Genomic DNA, 20,258 nt, shown 5'->3' on the forward strand with positions numbered 1-20,258 from the left:
CCTCCCAGCGGCCCTCGGCCGCTGCAGCCGGCAGGCGTCCGGGCAGCGGGCGGGCGGCAGCCAGCGCCGCGTCCGCTGCCCTGTCATATAAGAGCTCGATGAAGGCGCCGTAGGAGAGCACCGCTGGCCGTTCCCATGCCGCGTCGCCGGCGGTCTGCCGCGCCTCGCCATGGGCGAGGCGCACCGCCCGTGCCAGCCGCTCGCCGGAGGCCACCAGCATGGCGCCCGCATCCAGTGCGGCGAGCACCTCGGCCTGGTGCCAGATGCGCTTGAAAGCCATGTAAGGGACCCTATCTATATAAGGTGACAGTTTAACCCGTGCCCGGCGCGGCCTTGCGGCTTACAATACCGCCATCGGCATCTCACCAAGGTATGTCCATGTTTGAACGCTACAAGACCAGCAACCCGATCCTGAACTCCAAGGCGTTCGGTCAGACCGGCGTCATCGGCGGGGATCGCATGACCGTGGCCGGCACCATCGGCAAGAGCTTCATCATGCTCATCCTGCTGACCCTTACCGCCGGATGGGTCTGGGGCCAGCTCTACACCACCGGCTCCGCCCAGGCGGTCGCGCCCTACATCCTCGGCGGCGTCATCGGCGGCCTGGTGTTCGCCCTGGCGAGCACCTTCAAGCCCAACTGGTCACCGGTCACCGCGCCGCTCTACGCGATCTGCGAGGGCCTGGCCCTGGGCGGCTTCTCGGCGCTGTTCGAGATGCGCTACCCCGGCATCGTGATCCAGGCGGTGGGCCTCACCCTGGCGGTGGCCTTCGGCATGCTGATGCTGTACGGCACCGGCATCATCAAGGTCACGGACCGGCTGCGCCGCATGATCGTCGCCGCCACCCTCGGCATCCTGCTGTTCTACCTGGTCACCTGGGTGGTGTCGCTCTTCGGGGTGGACACCAGCGTGGTCTACGGCCACAGCAGCCTCTCCATCGGCATCAGCCTGGTGATCGTCGCCATCGCCGCCTTCAACCTGGTGCTGGACTTCGACATGATCGCGCAGCAGACCACCATCGGCGCGCCGCGCTTCATGGAGTGGTATGGCGCCTTCGCGCTGATGGTCACCCTGGTGTGGCTGTACCTGGAGATCCTGCGCCTCTTGGGCAACACCCGGCGCTGAGTCCTTCCAGTCCGCAAAAAAAGAAGCCCCGGTCTCACGACCGGGGCTTTTTCATTGGCAGATGATCAGGGCGTGAGCAGCGGGTTGCCGTCCGCGTCCAGGTAGTGGATGGGCCCCAGGTTCAGGGCCTTCACCTCTGCCTCGATCTTGGCCCGGTCCCCCACCACCACCCAGATGAGCTGCTTGGGATGCACCGTCTCGTCGGCGGCGCGCTTCATGTCGTCCAGCGTCAGTGCCGCCACCTTCCCGGAGTAGCTGTCCCAGTAGCCGGCAGGCAGGCCGTAGGCGAGCTGGGTGCCGATGGCGCTCATCACCGCGCCGCCGGTCTCCCAGTCCCCCGGCAGCGTCAGGGTACGCAGGCTCTTGGCGCGGGCGAGCTCCTCCGCCGTCACCGGCTTGTCCGAGACCACGCCGGTGAGCTCCTTCTGCAGCTCCGCCATGGAGGCACCGGTCTTGTCGGTCTGCACCGGCGCGTAGGCGATGAACGGCCGCTGGCCGCGCGCCGACACCAGGAAGGTATAGGCGCCGTAGGCCCAATGCTTGTCCTCGCGCAGGTTCATGTTGACGCGCGCGGTGAAGTCGCCGCCCAGTACCGTGTTCATGGTCTGGATCGCCACGTTGTCAGGCGTGCCGTAGGGCGGCGCCACGTTGCCGGCGAAGATGATGCTCTGCTCGGAGCCCGGGCGGTCCACGAGGTACACCGCGGTAGCAGGCGCCAGCGGCACCGTCGCCAGGTTCTTGGCCGGCACGCTGCCGGGCTTCCACCCGGCGAACAGCTTCTCCAGCCTGGGCTTGAGCTCCGCCATGGTCACGTCACCTACCGCCACCAGGGTGGCGTTGTTGGGCTTGAACCAGGTGTCGTGGAAGCGTTTCAAGTCCGCGGGCGTGAGCTTGCTCACGCTCGCTTCGTACCCGGAACCCGTCAGCGGCAATGAATAAGCGTTGCCCTCGCCGTACAGCAGCTTTGGGAACACCCGCAGGGCCATGCTCACCGGCGTGCGGCGCTCCTGCTGGATCGCGGCGAGCTGCTGGTCGCGCAGCTTCGCCACGTCGGTGGCCGGGAACGTGGGATGCAGCACCACGTCCGCGAACAGCGCGAGCGAGGGATCCAGCTTGTCCTTGAGCGCCGACAGGGACACGCTGCTGGTGTCGAGGCCCGAGCCCGCCGAGAGGTCCGCGCCCAGGTCGCCGAGCTGGCTGCTGATCTGCAGCGCGTTGCGGCTCGGCGTGCCGGCGCTGAGTGCCGCCATGGCGAGCTTGGCGGTGCCGGGCGCCGAGGTGGCGTCGCTTGCGTAGCCCGCGTCCAGCAGCAGCGAGAGCTGCACCAGCGGCACGGCACTGCGCCGCACCAGCACCAGCTTGAGGCCGTTGCTCAAGGTAGCGGTCTCCTGCGCCGGGAAACGCACCTCGGGGAACTTGCCCGGAGCCGGCGCCTGGTCGCGCTTCACATCCTGCGCCGCCGGCGCGAAATCGCCGAAGGGCGTCACATCGAGGATGTAGACGCCATCCGCGAGCCACGCATTGGCCTCGCGCTTGAGGTCGGCGGCGGTGGCGGCACGGGTGCGCTGCAGCGACTCGCGGTAGGCGCCGGGGTCGCCGGCGAAGACCTCGCCCTTGGCCAGCACATCCGAGACGCCGCCGAACCCGCCGATGCGCTCCACGCCCCGCACGAAGTCGGCGTACTCGCCGGTGCGGGCGCGGGTGACCTCCTCGGCGGTGGGGCCGGACTTCAGGAGGCGCGCCAGCTCCTCCCGGATACCGGACTCGACCTTGTCGAGCGGCTTGCCGGGCAGCGCGGTGGCGACGATCACGAACTGGCTGCCGATCTCCCGGTCATCCAGGAACGCCCGCACGCCGCTCGCCACCCGGTCGTCGTAGACCAGGCGCTTGTAGAGCCGCGAGGCCTTGCCGTCGCTCAGCACCCGGGTCAGGAGCTCCAGATAGTCGGCAGAGGCGCTGGTCGAGTTCGGCACGTTCCACACCATGTACACGCGCGCCGCAGGCACCCGGTCCTGCAGCACCTCGCGCTGGGTACCGCTCATCTTGGCGGTCCACTCCTTCACGTGCGCCACCGGCGGCGTGGGCGGGATCGCGCCGAAGTACTGCTCCACCTTCTTCTTCACCTCGGCCGTGTCCACGTCGCCGGCGATGGAGAGCACCGCGTTGTTGGGGCCGTAGTAGGTCTTGAACCACTCCTGCACGTCGGCGAGGCTCGCCGCGTCCAGGTCCTCCATGGAGCCGATCACCGTGTGGTGGTAGGGATGAGCCGCGGGATAGGTGGCCTCGGCCAGGTGCAGCTCCACCTTGCCGTAGGGCGCGTTCTCGCCCTGGCGCTTCTCGTTCTGCACCACGCCGCGCTGGACGTCGAGCTTCTTCTGGTCAAGCACCGGCAGGAGGAACCCCATGCGCTCGGACTCCATCCACAGCGCCGTGTCCAGCGCGTTGCTGGGCACGTTCTCGAAGTAGTCAGTACGGTCCTCGTTGGTGGTGCCGTTGTTGTCGGTGGCGCCGATGCGGGCGAGCAGCTGGTCGAAGCCGTCCGGTGCGTGCTGCGTCCCGGTGAACATCAGGTGCTCATAGAGGTGGGCGAAGCCGCTGCGGCCGAAGGGCTCGTTCTTGGAGCCCACGTGGTACCAGACGTTGACCGCGGCGACGGGCGCCTTGTGGTCCTCGTGCACGATCACCGTGAGCCCATTGCTCAAGGTGAACTTGGTATAGGGGATGTCCACCGTGCCCGGGGCGGCAGGCTTGGCGGCCTGGGCCGCGCCGGCGGTGAAGAGCAGGGCTGCGCTGAGGAGCACGGAGATGCGGCGGTACGACATGTGTTCTTTCCCTGTTTTGTGTGCTTCGCGGCGGGCACGGCCTACCGGCGGGCCAGTCTACACCGGCACCGGGCATTGGACAGGCAACGCGGGGGGTTGGGTTCCCAGGACTTTAAGGCCCGGCGGCACAGGGGTTCGCAGCGCCGCTGCGAACGGGCAGACCGAAGGTCTCCCCCGGCTTTCCGGCGCAAGCCGGAAAGTGCCGTGCATGTTCTATTCGATTCAGCGCTTGTGAGGCGCTAGCGCCCGCATCATAAGCATGACCGCGTGGTCTATATAAGCGTCGATGGCCTGCTTGGTGGGGATGGCCTCGATGCCGAGCTGGGCCTTGAGCTGGCAGCCGTTCAGCATGCCGAAGAACTGCTCCGCCGCGAGCTTAGGGTTCTCAACCTTGAGCGTGCCGCGTGCGTCCTGCTCCGCCAGGTAGTCGGCGGCGAACTTGCGGACCACCGCGGGGCCCGCACTATAGAAGATGTCGCCCAGCTCGGGGAAGCGCGGCGCCTCCGCCATCAGGATGCGGTACATGGCCACCCGCTGCTCGGCGGCGCCGTGGTCGAGGAACTGATGCGCCATGGCGCGCAGCGTGTCCTCCGGCTTGCCGCTCTTGGCCGCCTCGTTGAAGACCACCAGCTTCAGGTCCACCCAGTAGCGGATCATGGCCGCGAACAGGTCTTCCTTGGAGCCGAAGTGGTTGTAGACCGTCTGCTTGGAGACCTTGGCCTCGTTCGCGATGGCGTCCATGCTGGCGGCGCCGAACCCCACGTCCATGAACACCTTGCGCGCGGCCTCGAGGATGGCGTCGCGCTTGGCCTCGCGTCCGCCGCCGGGGGTGGTCAGGGGGATGTCGGGGTTGCTGCTCATGGCATCACTCGCTGGACGTCACGTCGCCGCCGCTGGCCGGGGATTGTACCTGCAAGTGCAGGTCGGCAGCCGTGAGGGAGCCGGTGGCGGCCTTGAGGGTGTACTCGGCCACAGTCTCGTCCCGCTGCGCCCGGATCTGGTTGACCTTGGCGTTCAGGAGCTCCTGCTGGGCGTTCAGCACGTCCAGGGTGGTGCGCTCACCCTGCTTGTACTCCGCCAGGGTGCCGTCGTAGGCGGACTGGGCCGCCTTGATCTGCACCTGGATCGCGGCGAGGCCGGCGGTGGCGGTCTGGTAGGCCTGCCAGGCGCCGATCACCTGGTCGCGGGCCTGGCGGCGCGCGTCCAGCGCCTGCTGCTGGCTGCTGGCCGCCTCGTGGCGCGCGGCGTGCATCTGCGAGGTGAGGGAGCCGCCGGCGAATAGCGGCACCGAGAGGTTGAGCATGATGGAGCGGTTGTCGAGGCGCTCGAACAGGAACTGCGGCTCGCGCGACTTGGAGACCTGTCCGCTCAGGGTCAGGCTCGGCTTCATGCCGCTCTCGGCCACGTCCACGGCGCTCTCGGCAGCGGCGCTCTCGGCCTGCGCCAGCAGCACGCCGTAGTTCTGGTCGGCGCGGCCCAGGGCCTCATCCTGGCTCGGCGGCAAGCCGGTGAGCGATGACGGCTGTTGCAGAGCCTGGGGCGCCGCGCCGACGACACGTTCATACGCCGCGTTGGCGGCCGTGACCGCGCCCTCGGCCTGGATGCGTGCCGCCTGGGTGCCGGCGAGACGCGCCTTGGCCTGGTCCACGTCGGTGTGGGTCACCTCGCCGTTGTCGAAACTCGCCTGGGCGGCATCCAGCGCCTGCTGCAGCACCGCCTCGTTGCCCTGCTCCAGCGCCAGCACCGCTTGGGATTGCAGCACGTCCATATAAGCCTGCACTGCGCTCAGGAGCACGCTCTGCTCCACGCCGTGCAGCCTCGCTTCCTCGGCGTCGCGCCGGTGCTCGGCCGCGTCCACGCCCGCGCTGATCTTGCCGCCGGCGTACAGCGCCTGGTCCACCTCGATGCCCACCTGGCGGGTGTTCAGCACGATGTGGTCGATGGGCAGCGCGAAACCCGGCAGCGCCATGAAGTCCACGTCCTGATGGGAAGTACCCACGCCGCCGAACAGCTTCACCTGCGGGTAATAGCCGCCCTGGGCGGTGTCCACCCGGTCCCCCGCCGCCGCCAGCACCTGCCGCTGGGCTTCGAGGATGGGGTTGCTCTGCCAGGCTTGGGCCAGGGCTTCGTCGAGAGTGGCGGCCTGGGTACCGGCGCTGACGAAGCCCGCTGCGGCAAGGAGGACGGCCTTCACGGCCTTATGGACATTGTTTGACATTGGTTTTCCATCAAATTAGACTAGACCGTCCAGTCCATTCTCCCATGCTCCCGGAAGGATGTCAAAACACATGAACCCGCGCCTGCGCCGACTGCTCCTGATGGTCGCCCTGCCCCTCATCCTCCTGATCGGCGGCCTGTGGTACTGGGTCCACAGCGCCCGCTACCAGAGCACCGACAATGCCTACGTGGTGGCGGACCAGGTGAACGTGGCGCCCCAGATCCCGGGCCGGGTCACGGCGGTGGCCGTGTCCCAGAACCAGAGCGTGGCCGCCGGCCAGGTACTGCTGCAGATCGACCCGCAGCCCTTCCAGATCGCCCTCGACCAGGCCAATGCCAACCTCGAGAACGTGCGCAACCAGATCCGCGCGCAGCAGGCGGCCTATGCCGGCGCCGAGGCCCACGTGGCATTCCTGCGCCGCGACGTGGAGCGCAAGACCAACCTCGTGAAGCAGGACGTGGTGGCCGCCTCCAAGCTCGACGACCTCAAGACCCAGCTCATCGAGGCCGAGCAGCAGATCGCCCAGATCCGCGCGAACCTCGGCGGCGACCCTTCCCTGCCCTATACCCAGCAGGCGACCTACAAGCAGGCGCTGGCGGCGCGCGACGACGCCGCACTGCAGCTCTCCTATGCCACCCTCAAGGCGCCCGCCGCGGGCATCGTCACCGAAGTGGACATCAAGCCGGGCGACGTGGTCGCCGCTGGGCGCCCGGTGTTCGCCCTCGTGATGAGCGGCAAGCGCTGGATCGAGGCGAACTTCAAGGAGACCCAGCTCACCCGCGTCCACGTCGGCCAGAAGGTCGAGGTGGAGGTGGACACCTATCCCGGCCGCAAGTGGCCGGGCACGGTGGAGAGCATCGCTCCGGGTACGGGCTCGGTGTTCTCGGTGCTGCCGGCGCAGAACGCCACCGGCAACTGGGTCAAGGTGGTGCAGCGCATCCCGGTGCGCGTGGCGCTCGATCCCGCCGAGGGCGGCCCGGACCTGCGCGCCGGCATGAGCGCCGAGGTGGACATCGACACCCATTACAACCCGCTGTTCGGCCAAGCGAACGCGGACCAGGCCAGCGACGCGAACTGACGCCGGCGCCATGAACTTCTCCAAACCGGCCGCCGGTGAACCGCACACCGCGATGATCACCATCGCGGTGATGCTCGGCACCCTCATGCAGGTGCTGGACACCACCATCGCGAACGTGGCGCTGCCCAGCATGCAGGGCACCCTCAACGCCACCCAGGACCAGGTGGCCTGGGTGCTCACCTCCTACATCGTGGGCGCGGCCATCATGACGCCGCCGACTGGCTGGCTCGCCGGCCGCTTCGGCCGCAAGCACATCTACCTCATCAGCATCGTCGGCTTCACCATCGCCTCGTTCCTCTGCGGCATCGCCACCTCGCTCGGCGAGATCGTGGTGTTCCGCGTCATGCAGGGCGTGTTCGGCGCGGCCATGGTGCCCATCTCCCAGGCCATCCTGCTGGACAGCTACCCGCGCGAGAAGCACGGCATGGCCATGGCCATCTTCGGCGTCGGCATCATGCTGGGACCGATCCTGGGCCCGACGCTGGGCGGCTGGCTGACCGACAGCTACTCCTGGCGCTGGGTGTTCTTCATCAACATCCCCGTGGGCCTGCTCACGGTGATGATGGTCACCACCTACGTGCACGAGACCGAGATCAACCGCAAGCGCACCTTCGACGCGCTCGGTTTCGTGTTCCTGAGCCTCGCCATCGGCGCGCTGCAGATGCTGCTGGACCGCGGCGAACGGCAGGACTGGTTCGGCTCCGCCGAGATCGTCATCGAGTGCGGGCTGGCGGTGTCGGGCCTGTGGATGTTCCTGGTGCACGCCACCGGCACCGAGCACCCCTACATCGACCTGCACCTGTTCAAGGACCGCAACTACGTGCTGTCCACGCTCATCGGCCTCGTGGTGTTCACCACCCTGTTCGCCGCCATGTCCCTGGTGCCGCCGTTCGCCCAGAACCTCATGGGCTACCCCGTCGTCACCACCGGCTGGGTGCTGATGCCGCGCGGCATCGGCACCATGATCAGCATGATGCTGGCGGGACGCCTGTCCCAGAAGGTGGACCCGCGCTTCCTCATCAGCAGCGGCCTCCTGATCATGGCGTTCTCGCTCTACGAGATCAGCCACTTCGACCTGCAGGTGGATGCCTGGGCCATCACCTGGACCGGCTTCGTGCAGGGGCTCGGCATGGGCCTGTGCATGATCCCGCTCATGGCCATGGCCTTCTCCACGCTCCCGGCGGCCCTGCGCACCGAGGCCACCGGCGTGTACAACCTCACCCGCAACCTGGGCGGCAGCATCGGCATCTCCGTCGCGTTCACGCTGCTGGACCGCTACGGCCAGGTGAACCATGCCTCCCTGGCCCAGCACATCACGCCCTACAACGCGGCGCTCGCCAACGCGCCGCTGGACCTCGCGAGCCGGCACGACCTCGCCAGCCTCAACGCCATGGTCAGCCGCCAGGCGGCGATGATCTCCTACAACAACGACTTCAAGCTCATGATGATCCTGAGCCTGGTGGCGATCCCCATCGTGCTGCTGCTGCGCCGGCCCCGGTTCGACAAGGCGCAGCCGAAGGAAGCGGCGCCGGTGATGGAATGAGCCTGCCGGCGCTGTTCGTGTCCCACGGCGCACCGACCCTGCCGCTGGACCGCGCCCACCCAACCCACGTCTTCCTCAAGGGCCTGGCTTCAGGGCTCGAGCGGCCGCGCGCGATCCTCGTGATATCCGCCCACTGGGACACCCGCGTGCCGACCTTCACCACTGCGGCTCGCCCCGATACCATCCACGATTTCTACGGCTTTCCGGAGCAGCTCTACGCGCTGCGCTATCCCGCGCCCGGCTCCGCCGGTCTCGCGCAGGAGGCCGCCGGCCTGTTGCAGGCAGCGGGCCTCGCGACGGAGATGGATCCCGCGCGCGGGCTCGACCACGGCGCCTGGGTGCCGCTCATCCTTGCCTATCCCGGAGCGGACGTGCCGGTGGTGCAGCTCTCGGTGCAGACCCGCGCCGGCGCCGGCCACCACCTCGCCCTGGGTGCGGCCCTCAAGCCCCTGCGCGGGCGCGGCGTGCTCGTGGTCGGCAGCGGCGGCGCCACCCACAACCTGCGCGAGTTCTTCCAGCCCACGCCGGGGCAGGACGAGTCCTACGTGCCGCTCTTCACCGGCTGGCTCAAGGACGTGCTGGAGCGCGGCGACCGGGAGAGCCTCAAGGACTACCGCCGGCTCGCGCCCTCCGCCGTCCGCGCCCATCCCACCGAGGAACACTTCTTCCCGCTGCTGGTGGCGGCCGGCGCCGGCGACAAGGCCGAGCGCATACACACCGCGCTCACAGGTGCGACCCTCGCCATGGATGCCTACAAATTCAGCTGATCCGGCTGGGATGACAGCCAACTGAACTATCTATAGGCTTTCTGGCTCCAATCCCATCATCATTCTTGGGGTCTACCATGAGCCTGCGGGTCCTCCGTAACCTTTGCCTCGCCGCGTCCCTGGTCTTCGCCGCCTCCGCCCTGGCGGACGACACCTATGCCCGGGACCCGAACCAGCCCGTCGACCAGGCTTACACCCAGAAGATCAAGCAGTACACCACCGACCCCGCGTTCAACACCGCGCTCACGGACTACCTGCCCGCTTCCAGCCTGCCCACGCCCATGTCGGTGCTGGGCGACGTGGCCGGCGCGCCCAACATGCTGCCCCACTCGAAGGAGGTCTACGCCTACATGCGCGCGCTGGCGGCCAAGAGCCCGCGGGTCAAGGTGTTCACCATCGGCAAGACCGAGGAAGGCCGCGAGATGATCGCGGTGGCCATCGCGGACGAGTCCCTGCTCGCAGGCCTCAAGGACAACGACGCGCGCCTCGCCCAGCTCGCGGACCCGCGCCGCATCGGCCTCGATGATGCCAAGGCGGCCCAGCTCATCGCCGCCTCCACGCCCGTCTACTACATCACCGGCACCATCCACTCCACCGAGACCGGCGCGCCCACCGCGCTCATGGAGCTCGCCTACCGCCTGGCGGCGGACGAAGCGCCCTACATCAGGTTCATCCGCGGCCATGCCATCACCCTCATCACGCCGATCGTGGAGGTGGACGGCCGCGACCGCATGGCCGACCTCTACGCCTGGCACCGCAAGCACCCCGACGACCCGTGGGCGCCGCTCATGTACTGGGGCCACTACGTGGCACACGACAACAACCGCGACGCCATGGTGGCCTCGCTGGACCTCACCCGCAACGTGATGGACGCCTATCTCGGCTGGCACGCGCAAGTCCTCCATGACTTGCACGAATCGGTGCCGTTCCTCTACGACAACACCGTCGGCGACGGCCCCTACAACGCCTGGCTCGATCCCATCCTCACCAACGAGTGGCAGATGCTGGGCTGGGACAACGTGCAGGAGATGACCAAGGCCGGCCTGCCCGGCGTGTTCACCCACGGCGACTTCGACACCTGGAGTCCCGGCTATCTCATGTTCATCGCCGCCACCCACAACGGCGTGAGCCGCCTCTACGAGACCTTCGGCAACGGCGGCGCCGACACCGTGACCCGTTACCTGGGCCCGGACGAGTATTCCCGCACCTGGTACCGGCAGAACCCGCCCTACCCCAAGGTGCTCTGGTCCCAGCGCGACAACAACAACTACGAGCAGAACGGCCTGCTCACGGCGCTGCATTACTTCGCCGAGAACGGCAAGCTGTTCCTCAATAACTTCTACCTGAAGAGCAAGCGCTCGGTCGAGAAGCCGGACCAGGGCGGCCCTGCCGCTTACGTGCTGCCGGCCGATGACATGCATCCGGGCGCCCAGGCCCAGCTCCTCAACGTGCTGCGTGTTCAGCATGCCGAAGTGCAGCGCGCCACCGCCTCCTTCAGCGTGGACCTGACGCCGCCCGCGGGCCCGCGCGACGGCGCGCCCAAGCACGTGAGCCGCAGCTTCCCGGCGGGCAGCTACGTGGTGCGCATGGACCAGCCCTACAGCCGCATCGCCGACGCGCTGCTGGACCGCCAGTACTGGGCGCCGGAGGATCCGCAGAAGCATCCCTACGACGACACCGCCTGGTCCCTGGGGGACCTCTTCAACACCGAAGTGGTGCGCGTCACCGACCTCGCGGTGCTGAAGGCCTCCATGCAGCCCGTCACTGGAGAGGTGAAGGCCACGGGCGGCGTGCAGGGCGAGGGCTCGGTGTTCCTCGTCTCGCAGGACGCGGATACCGCGCTCATGACCCTGCGCTACACCCTCAAGGGCGCCGGCATCGAAGCGGCGGATGCGGAGTTCGACGCCGCCGGCCGTCATTTCGGCCGGGGCAGCTACATCCTCAAGGGCATCGGCCGTAAGGACCTGGACGGCACCCTCAAGGACCTGGGCCTCACCGCCTACGCGGTGGGCGCCGTGCCGGACGTGGCGCGCCACAAGCTTGGAGTCCCGCGCATCGCCATCATGCACAGCTGGATAGACACCCAGACCGAGGGCTGGTGGCGCCAGGCCCTGGACAAGCTGCACGTCCCCTATACCTATATAAGCACCCAGGATGCAGCGCGGGATGCAGACCTGCGCGGCAAGTACGATGCCATCCTGTTCGGGCCCATCGGCTACAACAGCACCCAGCTCATCGTGGACGGCCTGCCGATGTACGGCAAACCCATCCCCTGGAACAAGTCGGTGCTGCCCAACACCCTGCCCATCGACGAGACCGATGACATCCGCCCGGGCCTGGGCTGGAGCGGCGTCGCGAACCTCAAGCGCTTCGTCAGCGAGGGCGGCCTCCTGGTCACCTCCGGCGACACCGCCAAGTTCGCAGTGGAGACCGGCCTCGCCGCCGGCGTGAGCATGAACCAGACCCGCGACCTAAAGGTGGTCGGCAGCATCCTCAAGGCCTACACCGTGGACCAGGGCAGCCCCGTGGCCTACGGCTACGCCGCGACGCTACCCATGTACAGCGCCGACGGCGCGAGCTTCACCGTCAGCAACCAGGCTGTGTTCGGCGACTTCGGCTTGCACGGCGCCGGCGACTACCAGCGTCCCACCGGCCGCGGCGGCCCGGACGATGAGGACGTGCCCCAGGGCCGTGCTTACGTGGCGCCCCCGGCGCTGCCTTCCGCCAAGCCCTGGGAGGCCATGCCCGTGAACGAGGACCAGGCTCGCAACAACTACTTCCTGATACCGGAGGCGTACCGCCCGCGCGTGATCATGCGCTACGGCGACGCGAACGAGCTGCTCATCTCCGGCTTGCTGCAGTCAGGCCAGGAGATGGCCGGCCGCCCGGCGGTGGTGGACTCGCCCCTCGGCAAGGGCCATGTGCTGCTGTTCGCCAGCGACCCCATCTACCGCGCCGAGACCGTGGGCACCTATCCCCTGGTGTTCAACGCGATCCTGAACTTCGACCACCTGAATGCCGGCAGGGGACACTGAGCCATGCGCATGACCGCAGGACGAGCCGTTTTCGCGCTGCTATGCGCGCTGGTGAGTGCCTGCGCCTCCCTGCCCAACACGAACTCGCCTTCGTACAAGTTCGATCCGCATACAGACCCCTACTGGCAGGACCCGCGGTGGGACCTGGCGCTGCTCAACGCCGTCCAGTCGGCAGTGCATGCACCGGCCGATCCCGAGGATCTCTCCACCCCCAGGCTCCACGGCACGGTGAAGTTCACCTTCGCGGAAGGCGACATCTCGTATCCCGAGATCGTCGAGAGTACAGGGGATCCGGACATGGACAAGTTGATGCTGCATCAGGTGGTCACGGTGCACCCGCCCAAGCCCACAGGCCCCTTTGCTGCCACGGCCCACGAGTTCGCCATGCCGCTTGGGATGCCGACACCGCTCGAATCGTTCGAGGCCACCGTGGCTGAGGCGATAGACCGGTGGAAGATCTATCCCAAGGGGGCGATCATGAGCGGCACCATGGGCAGCAACGTGGTGGGTTTCGATTACCTGGATGGCGCTGCGAGCAACGTCGTCCTCATCGAGTCCAGCAAGGACAGGGGACTGGACAAGGCTTCGCTCAAGGCCGTCTCGCAGGCAGCCCTGCCGGCGGCACCGCCGGCCTATGCAGGTAAGCTCCTGCACATCCAAGCAGGGTTCTGCTATTCCTTGGAGACGAACGGGAGGCCCGGAATACCGTGTCCGAAGACACCCGGCATCATCCAGGTCAACGGCGTCCGCATCTCCCGGTAGCTCAGGCCAGCATCCACTCCACCGCCGCCCGCGCGTGCAGCTCGGTGGTGTCGAAGAGCGGCACGGGACTCCTGGCCGCGTCCGCGATCAGCGTGAACTCCGTGCAGCCCAGCACCGCACCGCGGGCTCCATCTTTGGCCAGTTCATCCACGATTCTGTAGAAAGCTTCTTTCGAGCCGGGTTTCACAACCCCCAGGCAGAGCTCGTCATAGATGATGCGGTGCAGTCGCTCGCGGCCCGCCGTGTCCGGCACCGTCACCTTGAGGCCATGGGACTCCAGCGTCTCCCGGTAGAAGGGCTGCTCCATGGTGAAGCGCGTGCCCAGCAGCGCCACGCTGGCCACGCCAGCCTGCTTCGCCGCCAGCGCCGTGGCGTCGGCGATATGGATCAGCGGGATGGACACCGCGGCGCGGATCTCTTCCGCCAGGATGTGCATGGTGTTGGCGCAGACGATGAGCCCTTGGGCACCCGCCTGTTCCAGGCGCCGGGCGATGCCCGTGAAGATGCGGCCGCAGGCCTGCCAGTCGCCGGCGTGCTGCAGGTGCTGGATCGGATCGAAGTCCACGCTGTGCATCAGGAGCTCGGCCGAGTGCAATCCGCCGAGGCGCTCCGCCACCAGCTGGTTCAGGCGCTGGTAGTAGTGGGTGGTGGATTCCCAGCTGATGCCACCGATCATCCCGAGGGTCTTCAACTCCCTCGCTCCGCTTCCGCCGCCAGGCGCTTATAGACGTCCGGGTCGTGTCGCTCCATCTGGCGCTCCGGCGCCTTGGGCGCCGTGAAGCCGAAGTTCGCATAGACGCCGTGGGCATCCTTGGTGGCGAGGGTGAAACGGCGCAGGTTCTGCAGGTCCGGGTGGGTCATCACGCACTCCACCATCCAGTGGCCCAGGCCCTTGCCCCGGTGCGCCTCCAGCACGTACACGTCGCACAGGTACGCGAAGGTGGAGTAATCCGTCACCACCCGGCTCAGACCCACCTGCTCCCTGCCGTGGTAGAGGCCGAAGCACAGCGAATTACTCAGCGCCTTCTCCACCCGTGCCCGCGAGATGCCCGCGCACCAGTAACAGGCGGTCAGAAAGGCATGCACCGCCTTGGGGTCCAGCCGCGCTGGGTCAGTGGAGATGAGGTATTCGTCCTGGCGCGCTTCCACTATCGCCGGCACGGCTTCATTTCCAGATGCCGTCGATGGCATGGGCCTCGGTGGCGTGGCCGATGGGCTTCAGGCCGTACATGTCCGTGAGCGTACGCAGGAGGTCGTAGTGGGTCAGGTGGGTCTCGTAGTGGCCCGGCTTCACGTCCTGGCCCAGCACCACGGTCATCACGCGGTTGTGGCCGCCCTCGGCGCCGTCGTCCTCGTCCCAGGTCAGCACAAGCAGGCTGTGGTGCTGCAGGGCCCATTTGGCGTATCCCTCCAGCTTGTCCTTGAGCCATGCGTCGCCCTGGGCCGCGGTGCCGTCGTGCATGTCGTTGATCATGTTCGGCACCACGAAGGACACCGTGGGCAACTTAGAATAGTCGCCCGGGAAATCGCTGAACGGGCGGTTCGTCGAGGCCGGCACCGCCGGGAAGTCTGGCACCGGGTTGTGCTTGCGCCGGTAGAGCTTGTCCTGGGAAGCGCAGCCCGTGAACCCCGCCGCCGGCATGTTCTCGGAATAGATGGCGAAGCTGAACTTGGCGCCGAGCAGCGCCTCCGCCAGGTTCGGCGCCTTGTAGCTGTGCGGGCAGCTGTCGTCGGTCACGCCCTGCGTGTCGCCAGAGAACATCGCCACGTAGTTGGGCTCGCTGGGATGGGTGATGGCGAAGTACTGGGTGAGCAGCGCGCCCTGGGAGGCGAGCTGGTTGATGTAGGCCGCGTCGGGACTGCCCACCACGTTGCCGTAGGAGCGGTTCTCCTCGATCACCACCACGATGTGCTGCGGACGCGGCAAGGGCGCCGCGGCGGCGGCGAAAGCACAGCCGGCGAGACCGGCGGCGAGAAGGATGCGGGAGTGGATGGACACGCGGATACTCCTTGTCGATGCGTCACGGATTATAGGCGCGTCAACGACGCAACAGCTTGAAGGCGTGGTTCCAGCTCTGGGTCTTGAGGCCGTACTCCACCCACAGGATGCACAGGGGCTCCAGCAGGCGCGCGCCGGCGATGCCGCCCGCGTCCACCACGCCCCAGCCGAACTGCTTGCAGAAGCCCGTCACCACCTGCTTGGCGGAGGTGTCCTCGCCGCAGATGAACATGTCCGGCGGACCGCCGGGGAACTGCGGGTCCACCATATGCGCATGACCCACGGTATTGAAGGCCTTCACCACCTTGGACTGGGGCAGCCAGCGCTGCACCTGCTCGCCGCCGGAATCGGTGTGGCCGAGCGCAAGCCGCGGCGGCCGCCCGCTCTCGTAGACGAGCGGGTTGGTCACATCCATCACCAGCTTGCCGACGAGGTTCGCCGGCCCCGCGAGCCCGAGCGCGGCCTCGGTGCCGCTCCACAGCGTGGCCAGCACCGCTACGTCCGCGAAGCGCGCGGCGTCCTCGAAGCTGCCGGCAGAGGCGCGCTTGCCTGCCTTCGCGAGCCAGGGCTGAAGCTTGTCGGGATTGCGGCTGCCGATCTTCACGTCGTGGCCGAACTTGAGGAAGCCCAGGCCCAGGGCTTGGCCCACCTCGCCGCTTCCCAGGATGCCGATCTGCATGTCTTCCCATTCCCTTCGTAACTAGCCGAGTCACTATAGCAGCGACCCCAAAGTACCCAAGTGGCTGATATCCAAGCAATAACAGTCATTGATATTTAATTAAACGTATGATTAAATAAGTTGATGAATGCAAATACCCGCAAGCAGCCCGGCCGTCCACCCGCTGGTGCCGACCAGACCGTTCGCCGTCAGCTCCTGGAAGCCGCGCGCGGCCTCTTCGCCAAGCAGGGTTACGACGCCGTCTCCATCCGCGAGGTGGCCGAGGCGGCCCAGGTGAACCCGGCCATGATCCATTACTACTTCGGCAGCAAGCAGGGCCTGTACGAGGCCATGCTCACCGACACCTTCACCCCGCTCATCGAGCGTCTCTCATCCGTGCTGGCCGCCGCAGACGATCCCGGCGCCCTGCGCAACTTCTTCAGCCTCTACATGCATACCCTGGGCGCGAACCCCTGGATGCCGCCGCTGATCCTGCGGGAGGTGGTGGCCGAGGGCGGGCGCCTGCGCGGCTGGTTCATCCAGCAGTTCGCCACCAAGGGCGGCGGCATGCTCACCCGGCTCATCGAGCGCGAGCAGGCCGCAGGGCGCATCCGTGCCGACGCCGACCCCAGCCTCACCGCCCTCTCCATGGTGAGCCTCGCGGTGTTCCCCTTCGTCGCCATGCCCGTGACCCGCGAGGTCTTCGGCATGCGCGTCAAGACCGACTACCTGGACCGGCTCATCGCCCACACCGAACGGGTCTTCCTGCAAGGAGTCTCGCCATGAACCCGCGCCAGCTGGCGCTCGCCGCCCTCGCGCTCGGCCTCGCTGCCTGCGCCGACAAGTCAGCGCTTCCCCTCACTGGCACCCTGGAGCGGGACCGCATCGAGCTCGTGGCCGAAGCCCAGGAACCGATCGTGGAGATCCCGGTGCACGAGGGCGACCGGGTAAAGGCCGGCCAGATAATCCTGCAGCTCGGCACCGAGAGTTATGCTGCCCAGCTCGCCCAGGCCCAGGCTGCACGGGACCAGGCGGCGGCACGCATCCCCGGCGCCGAAGCCACCCTGGTGCAGGCCCAGAAGGATTACGACCGGGGGCTGATCCTCGTGAAGCAAGGCACGCGCTCCCAGTCCGAGCTGGACCAGGCCAAAGCCGCCCTGGACAACGCCCGTGCCGCCCGGCGGGCCGCCGGTGCCGCACTGGACCAGGCCCAGGCCTCCCTCGATGACATGCACATCAGCGCCGGCCGCTTGAGCGTGCGCGCGCCCCGCGACGCCATCGTGGATTCCCTGCCCTACCATCTGGGCGAGCGCCCGCCGGCGCACGCCACCGTGGCAGTGCTGCTGGACGCCTCCGAAGCCTACGCGCAGGTCTACATCCCCGAGCCCCTGCGCGCCCGCGCCGTGGCCGGACTCAAGGCGACCCTGCGCTTCGACGGCGTGGACAAGACCTACGCGGGAGTCCTGCGCTACGTGTCCCAGGACGCGAGCTACACGCCCTACTACTCCCTCACGGAACGGGACCGCAGCCGCTTGGCTTACCTCGCCAAGGTCTACCTCGAGCCCGCCGATGCCGCCGGCCTGCCGAGCGGCGCGCCGGTGACCGTGGACTTCCCGGACCTGCACTGACGTGGCCGGCGACGCCGCCATCGAGACCCGTGGGCTCACCCGCCGCTTCGGCAGCTTCACCGCCGTGGACGGCGTCGACCTCACCATCCCGCGCGGCAAGATCTACGGCTTCCTGGGTCCGAACGGCGCCGGCAAGTCCACCACCATCCGCATGCTCTGCGGCCTGCTGAAACCCTCCGGCGGCGAAGTGCGGGTGCTGGGCCACGAGATACCGCGGGAGGCCGAGGCCCTGCGCCGCAAGATCGGCTACATGACCCAGAGCTTCTCCCTCTATACGGACCTGACGGTGCGGGAGAACCTCGAGTTCATGGCCGAAGTGTTCACCCTGCCGGCAGGCGAGCGCAGGACCCGCATCCGCGAGGCCACCGAGCGCTACACCCTCGGCGAGCTCCTGGAGCAGCGCGCCGGCACCCTGAGCGGCGGCCAGAAGCAGCGCCTCGCCCTCGCCGCCGCCACCCTGCACTCCCCCGAGATGCTGTTCCTGGATGAGCCCACCGGCGGCGTGGATCCCCAGAGCCGCCGCGACTTCTGGGACCGGCTGTTCGACCTCGCCGCCGAAGGCACCACCATCCTGGTCTCCACCCACCTCATGGACGAGGCGGAACGCTGCCACGGCCTGGCCATCATCAGCCGCGGCAAGCTCGTGGCCGAGGGCACGCCCAAGGCGCTGATGCAGGACATCGATGCGCTGGTTCTGGAGATCGACTCACCGGACCCGCGCCGCGCCGCGGCCCTGCTGCGCGAACAGCCCTACGTGAAGAGCGTCACCCAGATCGGCAACCACCTGCATGCGCTCCTGGACAAGCATACCCAGGGCGGCGCGCACAAAGTACAGGACCTGCTGGACAAGCAGGGCCTGGACTCGAAGGTGAAGGACACGCCGGCGAACCTGGAGGACGTGTTCGTGGCGTCCACCGGTTTCGGCGGTGAAGAGGATGCCCATGCGGCTTGACGCCCTGCGCCGCACCCGCGCCATCGCCGCCAAGGAAGTCCGCCAACTGCTGCGGGACAAGCTCACCTTCGGCATGATCGTCGGCATCCCGCTCTTGCAGGTGATCCTGTTCGGCTACGCCATCAACACCGACGTGCGCCACCTGCGGGCCGCGGTGGCGGACATGGCCAACACCCAGCTCTCCCGCAGCGTGGTGGCAGAGGCACAGGCCAGCCAGGTGATGGACGTGGTCGCGGTGGCCCGCTCCGCGACGGAGCTGGAAGGGATGCTGCGGGATGGCCGGATCTCGGTGGGCATCTACCTGCCGCCGGACTTCGACCGGCGCGCCGCCGGCGCCACCCGGCCCGCGGCCCAGCTCATGGTGGACGGCGCCGACCCCACCCTGCTGGGCGTGGCGCAGGGCCTGGCACGGATGCCGCTGCAGGCGCGAGGCGCGCCGCGCGAAGCCCCTGCGCCCCTCTTCGAACTGCGCAACTACTACAACCCGGAGCGGCGCTCGGCGGTGGATATCGTGCCGGCGCTCATCGGCGTCATCCTCACCCTCACCATGGTGCTGTTCACCGCCGTCGCCATCGTGCGCGAGCGGGAGCGTGGCAACCTCGAGCTCCTCATCACCACGCCGGTCAGCACGGTGGAGCTGATGGTGGGGAAGATCGGACCCTACATCCTCATCGGCCTCATCCAGGTCACCATCGTGCTGCTCCTGGGCCGGCTGCTGTTCCACGTCCCCGTGGTCGGCAGCCTATGGAACCTCTACCTCGCGGCGCTGCTGTTCATCGCCGCCAGCCTGGGGCTGGGACTGCTCATCTCCACCATCGCCCGCACCCAGTTCCAGGCCATGCAGCTCACGGTGTTCACCTTCCTGCCCTCGATCCTGCTTTCGGGTTTCATGTTCCCCTTCGACGGCATGCCGCGCTTCGCCCGCTGGATCGGCGAGTTCCTGCCCCTCACTCACTTCGTGCGTATGGTGCGCGGCGTGCTGCTGCGCGGCGCGGACCTCTCCGGCCTGTGGCCGGAGGTATGGCCGCTGCTCCTGTTCTTCGCCGTCACCATGACGTTCGCCGTCCTCAAATTCCATAAGCGTCTCGACTGAAATCGGTCAAATTCTGGCCACAGGCCTCCCCGTGGCGTAGAATGCGCGGCTTATTTTCCGAGGAATCCCCATGCGCATCGGCAAGCACAGCGTCGTCTCCATCGACTACACCCTGACCGGCAAGGACGGCGAGGTGCTGGACAGCTCCCAGGGCCGCGAACCGCTGGCCTACATCCACGGCACCGGCAGCATCGTCCCGGGCCTGGAGGAGGCGCTGGAAGGCAAGGAGAAAGGCGCCGCCGTCCAGGTGAGCGTGCCCCCCGCCAAGGGCTACGGCGAGCGCGAGGAGTCCCTGTCCCAGAAGGTGCCGCGCACCATGTTCGACATCGAGTCGATCGAGCCCGGCATGCGCTTCCACGCCGAGGGCGCCCACGGCACCCACGTGGTCACCGTGACCGCCGTGGACAGCGAGAACGTGACGGTGGACGCCAACCACCCGCTCGCAGGCCAGACCCTGAACTTCGACGTGAAGGTGGTGGACGTGCGTGCCGCCACCCAGCAGGAGCTCTCCCATGGCCACGTGCATGGCGCGCATGGCCATGATCACTAACGATTGCCAAGGCTGAAAAATGGAAAAG

General features: G+C 67.7%; 19 protein-coding genes. 11 read left to right on the forward strand and 8 right to left on the reverse strand.

Going from position 1 to position 20,258, the window contains the following annotated elements; all coding sequences use genetic code 11:
- The coding region (locus VF651_06790; protein HEX7965407.1) for a hypothetical protein at positions 1–280 on the reverse strand (280 nt) is incomplete at its 3' end.
- A 98-nt stretch (positions 281–378) separates the two neighbouring features.
- On the opposite strand from VF651_06790, the gene VF651_06795 reads away from it, so the two are divergent.
- Positions 379–1,125, forward strand: a complete 747-nt coding sequence (locus VF651_06795; GenBank protein ID HEX7965408.1) for a Bax inhibitor-1/YccA family protein — start codon at positions 379–381, stop codon at positions 1,123–1,125.
- 65 nt (positions 1,126–1,190) lie between these two features.
- Here the strand turns inward: VF651_06795 and VF651_06800 are convergent, their stop codons facing one another.
- From VF651_06800 to VF651_06810, 3 genes are all read right to left on the reverse strand, one after another.
- Positions 1,191–3,947 carry a pitrilysin family protein gene (locus VF651_06800; protein HEX7965409.1) on the reverse strand — a complete coding sequence of 919 codons (2,757 nt, stop codon included), beginning with the start codon at positions 3,945–3,947 and terminating at the stop codon, positions 1,191–1,193.
- A 222-nt stretch (positions 3,948–4,169) separates the two neighbouring features.
- Positions 4,170–4,808: a TetR/AcrR family transcriptional regulator gene (locus VF651_06805; GenBank protein ID HEX7965410.1), complete on the reverse strand. Its 639-nt coding sequence runs from the start codon at positions 4,806–4,808 to the stop codon at positions 4,170–4,172.
- 4 nt (positions 4,809–4,812) lie between these two features.
- Positions 4,813–6,141 carry a TolC family outer membrane protein gene (locus tag VF651_06810; protein ID HEX7965411.1) on the reverse strand — a complete coding sequence of 443 codons (1,329 nt, stop codon included), beginning with the start codon at positions 6,139–6,141 and terminating at the stop codon, positions 4,813–4,815.
- A gap of 94 nt (positions 6,142–6,235) precedes the next feature.
- Here VF651_06810 and VF651_06815 point away from each other — a divergent pair, with 94 nt between their 5' ends.
- The 5 genes from VF651_06815 (at position 6,236) to VF651_06835 (ending at position 13,350) form a co-directional block, all read left to right on the forward strand.
- Positions 6,236–7,243: an HlyD family secretion protein gene (locus VF651_06815; GenBank protein ID HEX7965412.1), complete on the forward strand. Its 1,008-nt coding sequence runs from the start codon at positions 6,236–6,238 to the stop codon at positions 7,241–7,243.
- 10 nt (positions 7,244–7,253) lie between these two features.
- Positions 7,254–8,786, forward strand: coding sequence for a DHA2 family efflux MFS transporter permease subunit (locus VF651_06820; GenBank protein HEX7965413.1), 1,533 nt, complete (start codon positions 7,254–7,256; stop codon positions 8,784–8,786).
- A complete protein-coding gene (locus VF651_06825; GenBank protein HEX7965414.1) occupies positions 8,783–9,553 on the forward strand; it encodes a class III extradiol ring-cleavage dioxygenase in 771 nt (256 codons plus the stop codon). The genes VF651_06820 and VF651_06825 overlap by 4 nt, the downstream gene beginning before the upstream one ends.
- Positions 9,554–9,630: 77 nt before the next feature.
- Positions 9,631–12,588, forward strand: coding sequence for a M14 family zinc carboxypeptidase (locus tag VF651_06830; protein ID HEX7965415.1), 2,958 nt, complete (start codon positions 9,631–9,633; stop codon positions 12,586–12,588).
- A 9-nt stretch (positions 12,589–12,597) separates the two neighbouring features.
- On the forward strand, positions 12,598–13,350 hold the full coding sequence (locus VF651_06835) for an energy transducer TonB (protein HEX7965416.1): 753 nt from the start codon (positions 12,598–12,600) through the stop codon (positions 13,348–13,350).
- 1 nt (position 13,351) lies between these two features.
- On the opposite strand, the gene VF651_06840 is transcribed toward VF651_06835, so the two are convergent.
- From VF651_06840 to VF651_06855, 4 genes are read right to left on the reverse strand one after another with little or no spacing between them, the layout of a single operon-like run.
- Positions 13,352–14,041 carry an aspartate/glutamate racemase family protein gene (locus tag VF651_06840; protein ID HEX7965417.1) on the reverse strand — a complete coding sequence of 230 codons (690 nt, stop codon included), beginning with the start codon at positions 14,039–14,041 and terminating at the stop codon, positions 13,352–13,354.
- Positions 14,038–14,511: a GNAT family N-acetyltransferase gene (locus VF651_06845; protein HEX7965418.1), complete on the reverse strand. Its 474-nt coding sequence runs from the start codon at positions 14,509–14,511 to the stop codon at positions 14,038–14,040. The genes VF651_06840 and VF651_06845 overlap by 4 nt, the downstream gene beginning before the upstream one ends.
- 4 nt (positions 14,512–14,515) lie before the next feature.
- Positions 14,516–15,349 (reverse strand): alkaline phosphatase family protein, encoded by an 834-nt coding sequence (locus VF651_06850; GenBank protein ID HEX7965419.1) that lies wholly within the window; start codon positions 15,347–15,349, stop codon positions 14,516–14,518.
- Positions 15,350–15,389: 40 nt separating this feature from the next.
- The gene (locus VF651_06855) at positions 15,390–16,028 is read right to left on the reverse strand and encodes an NADPH-dependent F420 reductase (protein ID HEX7965420.1); all 639 of its coding nucleotides are present in this window, start codon (positions 16,026–16,028) and stop codon (positions 15,390–15,392) included.
- A gap of 123 nt (positions 16,029–16,151) precedes the next feature.
- Between VF651_06855 and VF651_06860 the strand changes: the two genes are divergently transcribed.
- The 5 genes from VF651_06860 to VF651_06880 all read left to right on the forward strand — a co-directional run bounded on the left by VF651_06860 (position 16,152) and on the right by VF651_06880 (position 20,230).
- Positions 16,152–16,793: a TetR family transcriptional regulator gene (locus VF651_06860; protein ID HEX7965421.1), complete on the forward strand. Its 642-nt coding sequence runs from the start codon at positions 16,152–16,154 to the stop codon at positions 16,791–16,793.
- Entirely contained in the window at positions 16,790–17,635 is an 846-nt protein-coding gene (locus VF651_06865) for an HlyD family efflux transporter periplasmic adaptor subunit (GenBank protein ID HEX7965422.1), read from the forward strand. The genes VF651_06860 and VF651_06865 overlap by 4 nt, the downstream gene beginning before the upstream one ends.
- Positions 17,636–17,654: 19 nt before the next feature.
- The gene (locus VF651_06870) at positions 17,655–18,587 is read left to right on the forward strand and encodes an ABC transporter ATP-binding protein (GenBank protein ID HEX7965423.1); all 933 of its coding nucleotides are present in this window, start codon (positions 17,655–17,657) and stop codon (positions 18,585–18,587) included.
- Positions 18,577–19,680 carry an ABC transporter permease gene (locus tag VF651_06875; protein ID HEX7965424.1) on the forward strand — a complete coding sequence of 368 codons (1,104 nt, stop codon included), beginning with the start codon at positions 18,577–18,579 and terminating at the stop codon, positions 19,678–19,680. The genes VF651_06870 and VF651_06875 overlap by 11 nt, the downstream gene beginning before the upstream one ends.
- Positions 19,681–19,750: 70 nt before the next feature.
- Positions 19,751–20,230: a peptidylprolyl isomerase gene (locus VF651_06880; GenBank protein ID HEX7965425.1), complete on the forward strand. Its 480-nt coding sequence runs from the start codon at positions 19,751–19,753 to the stop codon at positions 20,228–20,230.
- The last annotated feature ends 28 nt before the right edge of the window (positions 20,231–20,258 follow it).

The organism is Gammaproteobacteria bacterium, from assembly GCA_036383255.1.
Taxonomy (GTDB): domain Bacteria; phylum Pseudomonadota; class Gammaproteobacteria; order Natronospirales; family REEB76; genus DASUBN01.